Consider the following 17,782-nt stretch of genomic DNA (forward strand, 5'->3'; position numbering starts at 1 on the left):
CTGTTTGCTCGTCAAATCGTTAATCTTTTCATGGACTTTCTTACGTTCTAAGATTGGGATATAGGTCTCCCAGTTCTTTCAAAAACCTTTTACCCGCAGCGTAGCACATCATTTTGCGACGCTTAGAATAAAACATGAAAGTTTGCGACGTGGGATAAGCCACCGCACAGAGTATTAACTCGTACTCAAAGCCGTTACAAGGCACATTAATCATGTAGTATCTTGCACAGTCTCCAAGAACTTTAGGCGATTTATCGTACACAAAATGACTGAGAGTTGCGTTCTCCAATCGAGATGGCTCGAGTAGAAAATGCTTGTTAACACCGCCCTCGGCATCAAGCTCAAAGATGTGCAAACCATCATCGGCCAGCAGTAGAGGTGTGGGCATTTCCACGGTGGTAAACCTCATAGTACCAAGAGAAGCCAAAGATTTGAGTGCATCTTTACCCGCGTTCTTCATGCGCTCTTTCATACCCGTGATATGAAAATAGTAAGATGCAGCCACAACCTTGTGGTCTTTTAGTAGTTTTATGTAAGGCCCAAATTCTTTTCCTAAGAACGCAAAAAGTTCAGTGTCGTTTATTTTTTGTATTTCATTTTCGGCCTCATTATAGTTCATGTGTCTGTGTTTCAGCACGTACGATGCTGCTAGAATAATCACGACCATGATTATAATATTGATGCCGATGAGGATATACATGCTCGACATGATACCTGCTGCTTATAGTTTGGTGGGTTCAGCCTTGTCTTCTTTCTTGCGAGAGGGAATTTGTCCCCAAATCAAAAAACCGATAAGGATAACCAAAACAGCCTTGCCGCCATAACGGGTGTAGAAACCTAACTTCAGCAAGTCGCTCTCGTCCAGCTTCTTTTCTTTGATATATTCTTTCAAGAAAGCTTGCGATTGAGGTGTTGTCATTTCATAGTAGGTCTCTGTTGGAGCATCATAGAGCACCAATTGAGGTTCTTCTGTCACCCATATAGGCAAGATGTAGGCGATGTTAAACTCTTTGTGCATGCGCGCCAAGTTCACATGTTTGCCATCAATGATGATGCTGTCAGACTCGGGGATGTTGTAAACGATGTCAATAACGTCGCGTGTTCCAATTGGAATTTTAGCTCTTGCTTGTGCGATTTGAGGAACAAAAAGCATTAATGCGATGCCTACAAATAGGGCTTTACCTAGAAATTTTAGTTTGTTCATTGTGCTTATAGTTAATTTGGATGAATAATATTAGTGCGCTAAATTAATTAAAAAAAACGAATATTGTTATCGGAAATAAGTAAAATGTCAATTATTTAACACTTATGGGGTTTAATTTAATTATATTTGCGTGGCTTTTTTTGACGTTATTTCGTGTAGGTGGTGTGGTTAATGTGTTGTGCCATAGGGTGCTATGTTTGTGTTTGGTTGTCTTGTTACATTCTAGGAAAAGAGTAAATAGCTAGGTAATAGCAGATTGTAAATAGTCTAAAAAAATGCTTGTTAATCCTCTCTCTTCAGTCGATAGTAGGCTTAGTAAGCCTCATTCAATGCGTAAACATTTTTTAAGTACAGCAAGCTAATTATTTAATCCATTTGTTTTGCCATTTCGTAATTATTCCTTAATTTTGGAAACACAATCAAAATACCAATAAGATGTTCGATTACTTTAGTACAAATCTCTGGCTTTTTTGGCTTCTCATCAGCCTTTTATGTCTGATAATGGAAATGGCCTCTGGCACGTTTTATATCCTTTGCTTTGCCATCGGTGCGCTCTTTAGCATGGTGGGTACATGGATTGGTCTGCCTTTTTGGGGTCAAGTGGTGTGCTTTGCCGTCTTCTCCATCTTGTCTATCTTTGCCGTTAGGCCAGTGGTGCTTAACTATCTGCACCCCGAACACCAAGAGCGCAAGAGCAATGCAGACGCTCTTGAGGGGCGCGAGGGCGAGGTGATAGAAGACATTCAGCCACAGCGAAGTGGCTATGTAAAGGTTGATGGCGACGAATGGCGCGCCGTTACGGCCGATGGCTCTTTTATCAAGATTGGAGAGAGGGTGCGCATCGTCAAGATGGATAGCATCGTGGCCACGGTTGAGCGTGTCTAACCACATGCTCTTTTCCAGCAACTCGTGTTTGGGGCTGTGTCTCTTTATTGTGGCTCATGGACATTGATGTGCTTCGTTGTGTGTGCTTCATGCTGGTCTAAACCTTATTTTATGTGCCACAACAAGGGCTTAATCTGCACTTGCAGGCCCATTGTCTAGTATTTAATAACCATAAAACAATATAATTAAATGGATAATTTAGGAGTTTATTTACTTGTTGCAGCCGTGGTGCTGGCACTTGTCTTCGTTAAAAAGGCACTTGTGATTATTCCCCAGTCGGAAACAAAAATCATTGAACGCCTAGGTAAGTTTCATGCAATACTCAAGCCGGGTATCAACATCATTATTCCCTTTGTAGATAGCGCCAAAAGTATTGTACGAATGGTTAATCGTCGCTACCTCTATTCTAGCACAATCGACCTACGTGAGCAAGTTTACGACTTCGATAAGCAGAATGTTATCACCAAGGATAACATCCAAATGCAAATCAATGCTCTGCTTTATTTCCAAATTGTCGACCCCTTTAAGGCGGTTTACGAAATTGATAACTTGCCCAACGCTATTGAGAAGCTCACGCAAACAACATTGCGTAACATCATTGGTGAAATGGAATTAGACCAAACCCTCACCTCGCGCGATACCATCAACACCAAACTTCGCTCGGTGTTAGACGATGCCACCAATAAGTGGGGTATTAAGGTTAACCGCGTTGAGCTGCAAGACATCATCCCACCATCAAGCGTGTTGCAGGCGATGGAGAAACAAATGCAGGCCGAACGTAATAAACGTGCCACTATTCTTACCAGTGAGGGTGAGAAACAAGCCGTGATTTTGCAGTCGGAAGGTGAGAAAACCTCTACCATTAACCGCGCTGAAGCGGCCAAACAGCAGGCCATTCTCTTTGCCGAAGGTGAGGCACAGGCACGCATACGCAAGGCCGAGGCCGAGGCTATTGCCATTCAAAAGATTACAGAAGCGGTGGGTACTAGCACCAATCCTGCCAACTATCTGCTCGCACAGAAATACATTGCCATGATGCAAGACTTGGCACAGGGCGACCAAACCAAGACGGTTTACCTGCCTTACGAGGCTACCAACCTACTGGGTAGCATTGGTGGAATTAAAGATTTGTTTAAGATGCCCTAATCGCTTCGGTGCGTTGATGCATTAAGTACAATAGTGGGTGTGGCGCTTTCTGAATGAATGCGCCACACTTTTTATTCTCTCGCTCTCGCTCCTATATATAAATAGGTGAGAGACGGGGGATTTTTTGCGAGCAAAGTGTGGGGTATTTGTACGCTATTGATAACTCGGTTGAGTTATAATCCCCAATCGGTAATTTTACCACAATGTTTCTATCATTCTTGTTTTTGTGTTGTTTCCTTACATCTTTTATTTTCTTGTCGGCATCTTGTATGTCTTTGCTACTTGACGTAGCCGCAACGCCTGCGTTACAAAGACAAGCTATCTGCTCGACAATAAAACAACATCTGTTTAGACTCTAATCACCGATTGGGGATAATGCTGTTCTTTCTTGTGCTTGTATATCACCTCAACCATCACATGGTGCCGACTTTGTGGGCTGTTGCATGGTTAATGCGGGGAAAAGGCTAAGTACGATGTGTTAAATGGGTAAATATATTTTACAAAGTACACTGTTCGATCCGACGCATTCTAGACGAAAATTTCTTCAAAATGGCGAAAATATTCGCCGTCTTGTGCTAACGAACAGCGAGCGAAAGCGCGTTTTATTTCCTTTTTCTGCTATTTAACATGTTTTTGTGCTCCTTTTTGAAGAATAATTGTGCCAATTTTGCGTTCTACGCGATAAGAAAAGGTGGCAAAAATGTTGAATTTGGCAAGACGTTCTGCATAAATTCAACAGCTTTTTGCATGAACACGAACGGCTATTTGCTGCAAAACGCGATGTAATCTCCTACAAAATGCAATGCTAACTCGTGCTAAACGCAATGCTAACTCGTGCTAAATGCAATGCTAACTCGTGCTAAATGCAATGCTATCTCATGCAAAACGCAGTAAATACGCTAAAAAGTAGTGTACAAATGATTATAAGTGGCCATTTTTTCAAGTTATCAACGAAAAATGTTTTAGTGGATAGTGATTTCCGTTTTTTATGCAACGCGTTGCTATATTTATGCCAATTAAGGCTGTTTTTTACTATTTTTCAGGTAAGATGCTGTAAATCAGGTGATTGAAACCTCTTAAAATACGCCAGAAAATACGCCCGATGCCCAAATCTTTTAGGGAGATGGCACTCATAATGTTAAATTTTAGTGTAAATATTTTACAAATTTGCTGATAGTATGGCTCGAACCCCAATCGGTGATAATAGAACAGCAAACGTGCAGAAATCGGCGTAACAGGCGATGGTGGCTTAAGCATATAGTAGGCCATGGCATCCAAAATCAAACATAAGCAGCACGACTCAAACACCCACAAAGGAGAAATGCAGCGCAAAAAATAAAAAAGGTGAAAAGATAAACAAGCGAGCTATGCACTAGTATTGCAGTAAGTGCCACCCATTAGCCTTATTTATCTTTTCACCTAACAAGTAAGGTGTAGAGGCGTTGCCTTTATTTCACAACACCGATAATCTCTTTCACGTCTTTCACGCCATGGTTATCCAGCCATTCGTTAATGCCGTCGCGCACCTTAATAGTGACAGTGGGGTCGAGGAAGTTGGCCGTTCCAATCTGGATGGCCGATGCACCAGCCATAAGAAACTCGATGGCATCGGTGGCATTGCATATTCCACCCAAGCCGATGAGGGGTATTTTTACCGCCTTTGCCACCTGCCACACCATGCGCAAGGCCACCGGTTTAACCGCAGGGCCACTTAATCCGCCCGTGTTAATGCTTAAAAGCGATTGCCTTCGTTCAATGTCGATGGCCATACCCATGAGAGTATTGATGAGCGAAACACTGTCGGCCCCTTCAGCTTCCACGGCTTTAGCAATCTCAGCAATGTCGGTAACATTGGGCGAAAGCTTCACGATGAGCGTTTTGTTATAACGTTGGCGCACCGCCTTCACCACGCTTGCAGCGCCAGCGCAGGTAGTACCAAAGGCCATACCGCCCTCTTTAACGTTAGGACACGAGATGTTAAGTTCGATGGCAGGAATATTTTCCAAGGCGTTTATCCGTGAAGCACATTCCGCATAGTCTTCGGGCGTGTTGCCACTCACATTCACAATCATGCGCGAGTTCACGTCCTTGATTTTAGGATAGATGTGTTGGGCGAAATAGTCCACGCCTTTATTTTGCAATCCCACGCAGTTGAGCATACCTTGTGGCGTTTCGGCCATGCGTGGATAGTCGTTTCCCTCGCGAGGATGCAGCGTGGTACCTTTCACAATGATGCCACCAATGCCGCTTAGAGGTACGAAATCTTCGAACTCCAAGCCATAACCAAATGTGCCCGAAGCCGTCATCACGGGGTTTTTCATCGACATGTTGCCGATATTCGTAGTAAGAATGGCCATTACCAAAGCAGTTTTTGAATGTTAAACACTGGTCCTTCTTTGCATGCACAGAGGTTACCCTCCACGGTTTTCTCCACACAACAGAGGCATGCGCCAATGCCGCAGGCCATCAAATTTTCGAGCGACACCTCGCAGTTAATGCCCTTTTCGCGGGCATAGCGAGCCACAGCCATCATCATAGGCTTAGGTCCGCAGGTAGAAATCATGTCGAACGTTTCGTTTTGCAGCACCGAATGGTTGGTTACAAATCCCTTTTCGCCAGCAGTTCCGTCTTCGGTGGTAACCAGCACACGGCCAGTGCTTTCAAAGAGTTCTATCTCAAGTAAGTCGGTAGCCGTGCGAGCGCCCAGCAAGAATGTGGGTTGTGCGCCCATTTCCTTAATTATTTGTCCGAGGAAAAGCATTGGAGCCACGCCCACACCTCCACCAACGAGCAAGAAACGCTCATTAGGCGAAGTGGGAAGCGTGAAGGGATTGCCCAGTGGGAACACACAATTAAGCGTGTCGCCAGCTTTAAGCAAGGCCATATGTCGTGTTCCTTCGCCCACAGTAGCCACCAATAGTCCCATCTCGTTGCGTTGTTTGTTAACAAAGTTGATAGAGATGGGTCGGCGTAGGAATGTTTGTGGTGAGTGGTCTACGCGCACTTCAACAAATTGTCCTGGCATCATAGGAGGCAGGGGCTGGGCATGTGTGAGCCTGATGAGCACATATCGGGCATTCATTCGCTCAACATTCACGATGTTAAGGTCGAGGCAAAACTTCTTCATTTCTTCGTTCGTCATGTTTTCTTAGTGAGCTATTTGCTTTTTGTTTTGCGGTATAAGTCAGAAGCCGACACGCTTTTCGAACCCTTGTTCTTTGTAGCAGGCTTGGTGTTAGCCTTGTTGGAGTTGCTGTTTGTAGAGCTATTAGCAGCCGATTGGGTAGCCGCCTTATAATAAGCCATCGCTTCGGGCAGCAGTTGTTGAATGGCAGCGATACGCTTTGCGTCTGAAGGGTGGTCGCTAAACATGTCAGAACCATTGCTGTTACCAGATTTAGCGGCCATTCGTTGCCAAAATCCCACAGCCACAGAGGGGTCGTATCCAGCCATTGCAGCAAAGATAAGGCCCATGTGGTCGGCCTCCGACTCGTTGTCGCGCGAGTATTTCAGGTTTCTAAACGAGAAATATTGTCCAGCAGCTATTTGTGCAATGTCGCCCACCGTTTGTCCGCCAATAGCGCCAAGAATACTTCCACCAATCTGAGTTCCATAGGCTTGGCGCATCTTTTTTGACATTTGTTCGGCCGAATGTTTGGCCACGGCGTGTGCAATTTCGTGTCCCAAAACGATGGCCAACGAAGCTTCGTCTTGCGAAACAGGCAGCAGTCCCTCGTAAACCACAATCTTACCGCCAGGCATACAGAAAGCGTTAACCTGGTTGTCGGCCACGAGATTAAACTCCCATTCAAAGTTTTTCAGTTCGTCTTGGTAGCCATTGTTCACCAAATAGGTTTCCACGGCTTTTGCCAAGCGTTGGCCAACACGTTTCACCATGGCAGTATTAGCAGCGTTAGACGATAGTTTTGCGCTACTTAAAAACTTAGAGTACTCTTGTTTACTGAGGCTAAGAATTTGGCTATCCGACACCAAAAGCGAATGTTTGCGCCCAGTAATAGGCACCTTGCTCGAAGTTCCGCATGCTAGCATGAGTGCTGCAAGTGCACTAATGAGAAAATAATTAAAACGTTTCATATTTACTTGTACATTCTTTCTTATAGTCGCACAAAGATAGCTATTTAAAACCGAAAACATGTAGGAACAACAATTTTATTCGTATCAAGTTCAAATTCGGATAAGTAAAGTTTTGCGATTTGACGATTATTTTTTACTTTTGCATTGATTGCACAAACTCGGTTGGTACGCAGTTGTGGGCCTTTAGTAGGCTTCTTTGTGTTCATTCTTCGGTTTAGTACATCAGAAACAGGTCTAAAATCAATGGAAAGAGATATGAGAAAGGTTGCTTTGTGGGCGATAGCCTTATTGATGATGGTGTGTGGAACGGCCTTCGCCGAGTCCTATGAGGTGCTGTGGAAACGCTATGACGTGGCCATTGCTAAAGATTTGCCCCGAACTGGTATCGACGTTCTGAACCAGATAGCAGCTCAAGCCAAGGCTGATAGGCGTTATGGCACATTGCTTAAAACCTATATTTGCAAGGCTTCATTGATGGAAAATATTGTATCTGATTCGATTGTTGGCGAGGTGCAGCGCCTGGAAAAAGAAGAACAGGCATTGAGAAACACACAGCCTGTGGCGGCTGCCGTGTATCAAGCAGCCTTGGCACTGATGTATCAGAGTAATTACTCTCTTGGTAGTACAAGGGGTAAAAAAGCAAGTGAATATTTCAATATGTCGCTGCAAAATCCCGAAATGCTAGCAAAAGCACAGGCCAAAGATTTTGAACCGATATTGATACCGGGTGTAGATAGTAGGTTTTTTAATAACGACCTGCTGCATGTGTTGGCTATTTACGCTGGTGAATACCGCATGATGTACGATTTCTACGCTAAAAAAGGTAACCGTAGGGCGGCTTGTATCGTGGCGGCGATGATGTTTGACAAGGGCATGGGTTACCGTTTTCTTGATGAAAAAGAGGTTAAAGCCAAAGAAAACAAGAAGTCGTTCTACAAATCGCGCATCGTTCATAAGTTAGATTCTTTTATGAACGTGTACTCCGATTTACCCGAAGTGGCCGAATTGGCTGTTGTGCGATACGGATATATGAGTAATGCCGACGACGTAACCGTTGAACAACAAATAGAATACATTAAGTATGCGCTGGGCAAATGGGGTTCGTGGCAAAATATGAACAGACTGCGCAACGCATATAAAGAACTAACCAATCCCACGTTTTCTGCCCAATCGGCTAGGATGATATTGCCCAACCAACCAAGAATGGTGCATTTTACGGACGTTAGAAACATTGCTTCAATCACAATGAAGGTGTGGCGACTAAATGTTAAGGGCGACTTTGAAGAGGATGTGGAAGAAGAACGCGTGTATAAAAAGCTAAAACGAACCATGAAAGCCGTGCCAACGGCCACACGTATGTGCAAATTTGTGGGTAAACCTAACTATGTTTTCTCTGCCGACTCGGTGCAGTTGGAGGGTCTACCCGTGGGGATGTATCTGCTAGAACTTGCTGCCGACAATAAAAATGTGCCCGCTAGACGCATGTTGATGCGTGTTACCAACCTCGTTCCGATTGTGCAAGCCATGCCCAATGGCCGTTTGCGCTTCGCAGTTTTAAATGCCACAACAGGCCACCCTGTGCCTAATGCAAAGATAAGGATTACGCTTAGCAACTATAGAACAGATAAAACATGGACCGAGGTTCTCACCTGTGGCGACGATGGCGAAGTGATTTATACAGAAACTCGTAACATCAATCTAGAGTCTTTTTGTGCTTATACCAAAGACGATGTATATTATCAAGAAGCCAGAAACCGCTCTTGGTACGGCTTTTCTGAAAGGGAAACCAATTTCACATCTAATTATCTTTATACCGACCGAAGCATATATCGCCCTGGACAGACAGTAAATGTAGCGGGTATCTTGATGAGAGCAAGTGAGGATGTGACGCGTAAACCCGTTGAAGGCGAAAAACTTAAACTCACGCTTTACGATGCTAACCGTAAGGAGGTTGAGACGAAAGATGTTGTAACCGATGCCTTTGGTAAGTATGCAGCGCAGTTCTCGTTGCCCAATGATGGTTTAACGGGTAGGTATAGCGTACAGGTTACGGATGCATGGCGCAGCACCGTGTCTTTTAATGTGGAAGAATATAAACGCCCAACCTTTGAAGTGAGCTTCCCAAAAGTGGACGAAAAATATGCTCCTGGCGACACCGTGGTGGTTGTGGGGCATGCTAAGAGCTTTGCAGGTGTACCCGTTCAGGGCGCGCAGGTTAGCTATGAGGTGAAACGAACACCAGCTTTTTGGTGGTGGTATGATAGAGATGGCAACAGTTCGGGCAATTACATCCATCGAGGAACAGCCGTTACCGATGCTCAAGGAGGTTTCAGCGTGAGCATACCCATGATGCTTCCCAAGGACAATAAACGTTCGGGATTTTACAATATCCAAGTAACAGCCACCGTGGTAGACCAAGGTGGGGAGACTAGAGAGGTCTCTATGGCCTTGCCACTAGGGGCTAAAGCCACCGCTCTGGATTGCAATTTACCCGAAAAAAGCGAGAAAGATAGTCTCAAAAGCCTTTCCTTTAGCTTTAGAAATGCCTCGGGTGTGGAAATCCCTGGCAACGTTCGATACTACATAGACAACGAGTCGAACATGCAAACTGCTAAGGCCAACACCGAAATTGCCTTTAATGCGAAAGCGTTCAAGTCGGGTAAACATCGCCTTGTGGCCATCTGCGAAAACGATACCATTAATCAAGAGTTTGTGTTGTTTAGCTTAACCGACAGCCGGCCGGTGACCGAAACACCTCAATGGGCTTATCAAACAAGTACTCAGTTTAATAGCGATAACCGCCCAGTGTATGTGCAGGTAGGCACATCGCTTAAAGACACTTATGTGCTTTACGCCATTTATTCAGGAAATAAGTTGTTAGAGAAGGGCACAACGGTACTCAGCGACTCGCTCATGACCATACCCTATACCTATAAACCCGAATATGGCGATGGTATAACCATTAGCTATGTGTGGGTAAGGGGCTATAATTGCTATAGAAAAGAGTTCAGTATCAAGAGGGCGGCACCCGACAAACGGTTGGTGGCCGAATGGAAAACGTTTAGAAACAAGTTAACTCCAGGACAGAAAGAAGAGTGGACGCTGAACCTGAAATATCCCAATGGCAAACCTGCTAATGCGCAGTTGATAGCCTCATTATATGATAAGTCGCTCGAACAGATTAAAAAACATCAGTGGAGTTTTGACCCTAGTATCTATTTCAGAGTGCCTTCTGTAAATTGGTATTGGCCTTGGAATTTGAATTACGATGACCTCTCGGCTTCTTATTCCTTCGTTTCGTTGCACGAAAAAGATTTTAGTTTCTATCACTTTGATAATTCGTGCTTCTATTATGATAGGTATAGCAGTATGTATGAGCTTAGAGATAAGGGCGCTGGTGTTACAGCTAAGGGTAATGCCCATTTAAGAAAAGAGGGTGGCACACGTGCTTTAATGGTTAGGGGAACTAAGGCTTATAGTGGTGAAGCGAAGGTTTCAGGGTATGCTGTTGCAGAAATGATGAAAGATACTGCAGATGACAGAGTTGAAGAAAACTCAAAAAGGGGCGTCACCAACGAAAATCCATCTGTGCGCACAAACCTTAACGAGACTGCTTTTTTCTATCCTGCACTAACGTCTGATGCTAATGGCGATGTGGCCATCAAGTTTACGTTGCCCGAAAGCATCACCACATGGCGCTTTATGGGCTTGGCCACGGATAAAGACATGAATAATGTGCTGGTTGAAAACGAGGCTGTGGCCTCTAAAAAGATGATGGTACAACCCAATATGCCACGCTTTATGAGGCTTGGTGATAAGGGATGGATAACGGCGCGCGTTATTAATACAACCGAAACGGTATTGAAGGGTACGGCATTGATTGAAATTGTTGACCCCGAAACAGAGAAGGTGTTCTATAGCGAAACAAAGAATTGCACGGTGGATGCAGGCCAAACAGGCAACGTTAGCTTCTTACTCAATCTGCAAGAGGGTACAAAGTTCTATGCTGCTGGCGTTAAAGTGTGGGTGTGTCGCATATCTGTTACAGGCAAAGGTTTTAGCGATGGCGAACAACATTATTTGCCTTTGCTTAGCGATAGCGAACTGGTTACCAACTCACGAACTTTTACTCAACATCGTGCGGGCACACTAAATATCGACTTACGCAAACTCTTCGCTGTTCAAAGACCCGACAATCGCCTCGTTATCGAGTACACCAACAACCCCGCTTGGATGATGGTGCAGGCGCTACCTTATATGAGTGATGTGAACGTAGACGACGCCATCTCTCTGGCAACGTCGTATTATGTGAATAGTTTAGGTAATTATCTGCTTAACCAAGCACCCGTAATAAAGACCACAATCGAACAATGGAAACAAGAAAAGGGTACTAATAGTTCGATGGTTAGTGAATTGCAGAAAAACGAAGACGTGAAACAGCTGGTGCTCAAAGATACGCCTTGGGTGCAAGCTGCTGATAACGAAACGGCACAACGCCGAGAACTGACTCGATTTTTCGATGAAAATGGTATTAAATATCGTCTTAACGAGGCCACGAACAAACTGCGTGCTTTGCAGAAAAGCAATGGCTCATGGGCTTGGTATCCTAAGATGATAGGCAACAAATATGTTACCTTGTCGGTGCTTGAGATGTTAACGCGCCTGCAAACCTTAACTGGTGTACGCACAGATATGGATCGTAACCTGGTAAAGGCATTCGCATACATGGGTAACGAGGTGGCCTTAGAGGTGGCCGGAATGAAGAAACGTGAGAAAGAAGGCGAGAGCAACCTACGTCCAAGTGAGTGGGCGGTGAACTATCTCTATGTGTGTTCGCTTGTAGATAAAAGCTATTACGAAGATTATAAGGCCGAACACGCCTACCTCGTTGACCATCTGGCTAAACAACCCCTTGCCCTGACCATCTATGGCAAGGCCATTACAGCGGCTATTTTGGCCACAAACGGATATGAACAGATGGCTAAAGAATATCTGCAAAGCATACGCGAGTATAGCGTATTTACCGAAGAAATGGGTAGATATTACGATACTAGAAAGGCGTATTACAGCTGGTCGGATTACAAAATACCTACTCAGGTGGCTGCTATTGAGGCACTTCAAAACCTTGAACCCAGTGATAGCACAACCATTGACCAAATGAAACGCTGGCTGTTACAGCAGAAACGCACCCAGATTTGGGATACGCCCATCAACAGTGTTAATGCTGTTTATGCCTTCCTAAAGGGCAATACGCAGGTGCTACAAGCTGCCGCCGACTCGCCCGCAAAGCTTTTGGTAGACGGCAAACGTATCGAAACAACCAATGCTTCGTGTGGGTTGGGCTATGTAAAGACCACCATGACGGGGGCCAACCTCAACACATTCACTGTGAACAAAACTGCTCCAGGCACTTCGTGGGGTTCTGTTTACGCCCAGTTTACACAGCGAACCACCGACATCACCGATGCTTCTATGGGACTAAGTGTAAAACGTGAGCTGATTTATGATGGCGAACTGAAGGTGGGAAGCAAAGTGAAAGTGCGCATAACCATCACAGCCGACCGCGATTACGATTTCGTTCAGGTAGTTGATAAGCGCGCAGCTTGCATGGAACCCATCGACCAAATATCGGGTTATATGCGTGGATATTACTACTCGCCACGAGACAACGCCACCTATTATTATACCGACATGATGCGAAAAGGCACGCATGTGATAGAGGCTACCTATTATATAGACCGCCCTGGAACATTCACCACAGGTACTTGTACGGTGCAATGTGCATACAGTCCGGCATATATGGCTCGCACCAAGTCGCAAACGCTAATGATTAAATAAAACAAAGAGAATAATGAACAAAAACATTTTGGCCGCCATGTTCCTCTCTATGGCAGGCCTATCAGCCTCTGCACAGCGTATGGAAGCTGTGCGAACGGCCATCGACTGCGGTCAAGTGCTCTATCGCACACCCGTAACCGCGGTCTTCGAAGTAAAGAATAAGGGTGGAAAACCACTGCATATCACCACCGTTCGCAAGAGTTGTGGATGTACAAAGGTGGATTATCCCACAACAGAGATACCCGCAGGGCAGGTGTTTAAGGTGCATGCCACCTATGATGCGGCCCAAATGGGACACTTTAACAAGCAAATAGGTCTCTATTCGGCTGCTAATAAAGAGCCGTTGGTGCTCACATTGAAGGGAATTGTGGTAGAAGAGGTGAAAGACTTCTCGGGTACTTATCCCTTTACATTGGGCGATGTGATGGTTGAGAAAAACAATATCGAGTTTGATGATGTTAACCGTGGCGACCGTCCTGTACAGAAAATTCACATCATGAACAATTCGGGAAAACCAGTTCAGCCCGTGTTAATGCACCTCCCTCCTTATCTCAATGCCGAAGTCTCGCCTTCAACCATCATGTCGGGACGAGGCGGTGTGGCCTCTATTACACTCGATTCGCGCGAGCTTCGCCACTTCGGACTAACGCAAACCAATATTTATCTGGGCATGTTCCCAGGTGATAAGGTGTCGCCCGATAAGGAAATAAGCGTTTCGGCAGTACTTCTTCCTGGCTTTAACAATCTCTCTAAGGCAGCACTTAATAGGGCTCCGCAAATCAAACTCTCAACCACGAAGGTTGATTTGGGTAGCATTTATGGTAAGAAAATGAAGAAAGCTGAGATTGATATTGCCAATGCTGGCTACAGCACATTAGAGATTAGCTCGCTGCAAATGTTCACTGCGGGCTTAAAACTTTCGCTCAACAAAACCCACATCGCGCCTGGCGATGTTGCAAAACTTAAGATTACGGTAGACGAAAATCAACTTAAGAATGTTAAGTCGGCACCTCGTGTGCTCATGATTACCAACGATCCTAAGCAGGCCAAGGTGGTGATAACCATTAATGTAAAATGATTCAGGTAGAAATAGACAGCGGAAGCGGATTTTGTTTTGGGGTAACAACAGCCATTAAAAAGGCCGAAGAGGAACTGGCTGCTGGTAAAAAAATGTATTGTTTGGGCGATATTGTGCACAATGGCATGGAGGTGGAACGCCTTACTGCTATGGGTATGACCACCATTAACCACGAGCAACTTAAAGCGTTGCACGATGTGAAGGTGCTTTTGCGCGCACATGGCGAACCGCCCGAGACATACGAATTGGCTAAACGCAACAATATCGAGATTATAGACGCCACTTGTCCGGTGGTTTTGCAACTACAAAAACGCATTAAAAAGCAGTTCGACACCAATCCCAACGCACAAATCGTTATCTTTGGAAAGAACGGACACGCCGAAGTGCTGGGACTTGTGGGTCAGACACGTAGTGAAGCCATTGTGATAGAGCATTTCGACGAGGTGCATAAGCTTGATTTTGAACGCGATATTTACCTCTACTCGCAAACCACAAAGAGTTTGGACGAGTTTCATCGAATAATCGAATACATCCAATCGCACATCAGTGATAAGGCTATTTTTCGCAGTTTCGATACGATTTGCAGACAGGTGGCTAACCGCATGCCTAACATTGCACGCTTTGCCACCCAACATGATGTGATAATCTTTGTGAGTGGGCGTAAGAGTAGCAATGGTAAGGTGCTCTACAACGAGTGCAAGGCGGTTAATCCTAATAGCTATCATGTGGAGAATGCCAACGAGATTAGTCTCGAATGGTTTGCTAATGCACAGACCGTGGGTGTTTGTGGGGCTACTAGCACACCCAAATGGTTGATGGAAGAGTGTCGCGATTATATATTAAGTCATGTAAAATAGCTTTACATTAGCATAAAAAGGTTTGCCCCCGCTCTGTCTTAATGCTGCAGAGTGGGGGCAAATGTTATTGTCGCAGTGGCGTTAGGCGTAGTTTTTGATGGCAGTTAGCCGTTGTGGCCTTAGGTTTTGCCAACCTTTATCTTTGGTTTTGCCCATGATTAGAACTCGAAACCCACCTGCAATTTGATGCACGAGTTAATTTCAATATCGTTAGCTGAGATATATACAGAACCAAAATTATACTTAACATTGTTGTTGTCATCAAAGGAATTCATTGTTTGCATAACATATCCCACGGCTGCATGTAAGGCCAATTTCTTGGTTAGGCCAAAGCGATAGCCAAAAGAGGGGTTGAAATAAAGGCCATAGAAGTCTTTGGAAATAACATAACCCACCTTCATTCCGATAAAAGGTGTGATACCTTTATTCTTGAAGTTGAAGCGTACATCGGCAAAAATAGGAAACGAATTAAGTTCAGTATCGGGGTAATATTCAAGTCCAATACCACCACCAACAAACAATTTGGGGAATATTTGGCTGCCTAAGCTCACTGTAAAGCCAAATCTATTGTATTCGTTTCCGTCAAAACTAAGCGAATAGCTTGGTTCGACAAAGCCTTTAAAGCCTCTAGCAATTTGTAGTTCGCTTGCAGGTGCAGCGTATGCAGCAGGTGTTTCCTTGGCAGAAGGGTTCGCATTGAAAGTGACGTTACTCATGTTCGCCGTGTAAGGCTGTGCTGTTCGGCCTGTGCTTTGGGCATAATTCAAACTTCTGGGCATCGTCTCAGCGCTAGTGGCAAAGGCCAAATGCTCATTCTTTAGTTGTGCAACGCCACTTGAATATTGGGCGTTGGCGACCAATGATGCCGTAAACATCAAGGTCAAAGTAAGTATTTGTTTCTTCATATTGTGGTTATTAGTGATTGTTTTGCGTTATAAAATAGCCGTCAGCCCTTGCGTTTAGTCCCAAGTGTGCCTCATTTTATTGTTTTAGTTGGCTTTCTCTTGAGGTTTTTGTTAACAACGTGGCTTGCCTCTTGTCGTTTATTGCTGTTGTTGTAGCTTCTGTTAATCGGCAATGAGGTTCGTTTTAGGTTGCTGATTGTATTTTTTTTGAGTTCGCCTATATGCTTCTTTATTAGTTGCAAAGGTAAAATATTTTATTGAACAACCTACTTTTTTATTCCATATTTTTTGCTCTTTTTCATCGCGTTTTATGAGTTTAGTGTTGGTTTTGCTGGTTGTTTAATGTGGCGAGTGGCATGATTAGTGCAAAATTATGCTGAAGCAAGAGGGAAGGGGCGTTAATTTTGCCACAGAGATGTGATAAAACCTCATGATGTTTTGTGCCATTTTCGCCAAATAGTTGTACCTTTGTACTAAATAAAATAGACGAAAATGAACATCTGTATCGTAGCGGGGGCGCGCCCAAACTTTATGAAAGTGGCGCCCATCGTGCATTCAATAGAGAAAGCCAAAGGGCAAGGAAGAGACATTAATTACCAATTGGTATATGCTGGACGTGAAGACGACCCTACGCTTGAGGGCACACTCTTTGACGATTTGCAACTAGCACGCCCACAAGTGTACCTCGGTGTGGACTGCGAGAACCTAAACGATATTACCGGACAGGTTGTTTCGGCCTTCGATAGGTATCTGCAAGCTCATCCCACCGACGTTGTTTTGGTGGTAGACGACCTTGCTTCTACGCTCGCCACAGCCATTGTAACCAAGAAAAAGGGTATCTTACTGGCCCATCTAGTGGCTGGAACGCGTAGTTTCGACATCGATATGCCTAAAGAAATCAATCGTTTGGTTACAGATATGCTTAGCGATTTGCTCTTTACTGCTGGCATGCAAAGCAATAGTATAGCCACACGCGAGGGCGCTGAACTGTCTAAAATATATATGGTGGGCAACATCCTGATGGACACCTTGCGCTTTAATCATACGCGTTTTGTTCGTCCCGCATTGCTTGCTGAATTGCAATTGCAGGATGGCGAGTATCTTGTCTTCACCCTAAATCGTAAGGCACTCATCGCCAATAAGTCCAATCTCGTGGCTATGGTCGAGCAAATTGTGGCTGTATCTGCCCATATCCCCGTGGTTGCACCATTGCGCGGAGCTGCTGCTAAGGCTGTTAACGAATGCTTGGAGCAGCTGGGAGGCGCAGATAATGTGCATGTGGTTAGTCCGCTTTCGTATCTTGAGTTTGGTTATCTCACGGCCCACGCTAAGGGAATTGTTACCGACTCGGGTAATGTTGCCGAAGAAGCTACCTTTAATGGCGTGCCTTGTATAACGCTAAATAGTTATACCGAACATGCTGAAACGGTGAAATTGGGTACCAATGTGCTAGTTGGCGAAGACCCTAAAGCATTGGGCGAAGCTCTTAACACACTGAAAGAAGGTAAATGGAAACATGCTTCGATACCCGAAAGATGGGATGGACGAAGTGCCGACCGCATTGTTAGCATCTTGTTGGAACAAAGAAAAGCGAGGGACTGAGTAGTTAATAAGTTGTGGCGCGGAGGGTTTTACGACTATCGTGATGAAGGAATTGACAGGTTAACAAGTTTAAACCCCAATCGGTTATTATACCCCAAGGTTTCCAGAATTCTTGTTTATGTGTTGTTTCCAAGCATCTTTTATTTTCTTGTTGGCATCTTGTCTGTCTTTG

Annotated in this window: 12 protein-coding genes; 6 read left to right on the forward strand and 6 right to left on the reverse strand. The window is 44.7% G+C overall.

Annotation, left to right across the window (positions count from 1 at the left end):
• Nucleotides 1-40: 40 nt before the first annotated feature.
• Nucleotides 41-709, reverse strand: a complete 669-nt coding sequence (locus QME03_RS06080) for a hypothetical protein (RefSeq protein WP_273114526.1) — start codon at nucleotides 707-709, stop codon at nucleotides 41-43.
• A 12-nt stretch (nucleotides 710-721) separates the two neighbouring features.
• Nucleotides 722-1,204, reverse strand: coding sequence for a hypothetical protein (locus QME03_RS06085; RefSeq protein WP_025815234.1), 483 nt, complete (start codon nucleotides 1,202-1,204; stop codon nucleotides 722-724).
• 435 nt (nucleotides 1,205-1,639) lie between these two features.
• Between QME03_RS06085 and QME03_RS06090 the strand changes: the two genes are divergently transcribed.
• Entirely contained in the window at nucleotides 1,640-2,089 is a 450-nt protein-coding gene (locus tag QME03_RS06090) for an NfeD family protein (RefSeq protein WP_110369953.1), read from the forward strand.
• Nucleotides 2,090-2,278: 189 nt separating this feature from the next.
• Nucleotides 2,279-3,235 carry an SPFH domain-containing protein gene (locus QME03_RS06095; protein WP_110369954.1) on the forward strand — a complete coding sequence of 319 codons (957 nt, stop codon included), beginning with the start codon at nucleotides 2,279-2,281 and terminating at the stop codon, nucleotides 3,233-3,235.
• A 1,448-nt stretch (nucleotides 3,236-4,683) separates the two neighbouring features.
• Here the strand turns inward: QME03_RS06095 and QME03_RS06100 are convergent.
• From QME03_RS06100 to QME03_RS06110, 3 genes are read right to left on the reverse strand one after another with little or no spacing between them, the layout of a single operon-like run.
• Entirely contained in the window at nucleotides 4,684-5,592 is a 909-nt protein-coding gene (locus tag QME03_RS06100; RefSeq protein WP_025815236.1) for a dihydroorotate dehydrogenase, read from the reverse strand.
• On the reverse strand, nucleotides 5,592-6,362 hold the full coding sequence (locus QME03_RS06105) for a dihydroorotate dehydrogenase electron transfer subunit (protein ID WP_025815237.1): 771 nt from the start codon (nucleotides 6,360-6,362) through the stop codon (nucleotides 5,592-5,594). The genes QME03_RS06100 and QME03_RS06105 overlap by 1 nt, the downstream gene beginning before the upstream one ends.
• A gap of 29 nt (nucleotides 6,363-6,391) precedes the next feature.
• Complete coding sequence (locus QME03_RS06110; RefSeq protein WP_025815238.1) at nucleotides 6,392-7,330, reverse strand: M48 family metallopeptidase; 939 nt, start codon at nucleotides 7,328-7,330, stop codon at nucleotides 6,392-6,394.
• Between the two features lie 243 nt (nucleotides 7,331-7,573).
• Here QME03_RS06110 and QME03_RS06115 point away from each other — a divergent pair, with 243 nt between their 5' ends.
• Genes QME03_RS06115 through QME03_RS06125 form a run of 3 tightly spaced genes read left to right on the forward strand, consistent with a single transcriptional unit; the run spans nucleotide 7,574 to nucleotide 15,103 of the window.
• A complete protein-coding gene (locus QME03_RS06115) occupies nucleotides 7,574-13,168 on the forward strand; it encodes an MG2 domain-containing protein (RefSeq protein WP_244912896.1) in 5,595 nt (1,864 codons plus the stop codon).
• A gap of 13 nt (nucleotides 13,169-13,181) precedes the next feature.
• Nucleotides 13,182-14,246, forward strand: coding sequence for a DUF1573 domain-containing protein (locus QME03_RS06120; RefSeq protein ID WP_025815239.1), 1,065 nt, complete (start codon nucleotides 13,182-13,184; stop codon nucleotides 14,244-14,246).
• Nucleotides 14,243-15,103 (forward strand): 4-hydroxy-3-methylbut-2-enyl diphosphate reductase, encoded by an 861-nt coding sequence (locus QME03_RS06125; RefSeq protein WP_025815240.1) that lies wholly within the window; start codon nucleotides 14,243-14,245, stop codon nucleotides 15,101-15,103. The genes QME03_RS06120 and QME03_RS06125 overlap by 4 nt, the downstream gene beginning before the upstream one ends.
• Nucleotides 15,104-15,261: 158 nt before the next feature.
• Here QME03_RS06125 and QME03_RS06130 read toward each other — a convergent pair whose 3' ends face one another.
• Complete coding sequence (locus QME03_RS06130) at nucleotides 15,262-16,008, reverse strand: porin family protein (RefSeq protein WP_281723794.1); 747 nt, start codon at nucleotides 16,006-16,008, stop codon at nucleotides 15,262-15,264.
• Between the two features lie 492 nt (nucleotides 16,009-16,500).
• Between QME03_RS06130 and QME03_RS06135 the strand changes: the two genes are divergently transcribed.
• Complete coding sequence (locus QME03_RS06135) at nucleotides 16,501-17,610, forward strand: UDP-N-acetyl glucosamine 2-epimerase (protein ID WP_273114478.1); 1,110 nt, start codon at nucleotides 16,501-16,503, stop codon at nucleotides 17,608-17,610.
• Nucleotides 17,611-17,782: the final 172 nt, after the last annotated feature.

Source organism: Hoylesella shahii (assembly GCF_937990675.1).
Lineage (GTDB): Bacteria > Bacteroidota > Bacteroidia > Bacteroidales > Bacteroidaceae > Prevotella > Prevotella shahii.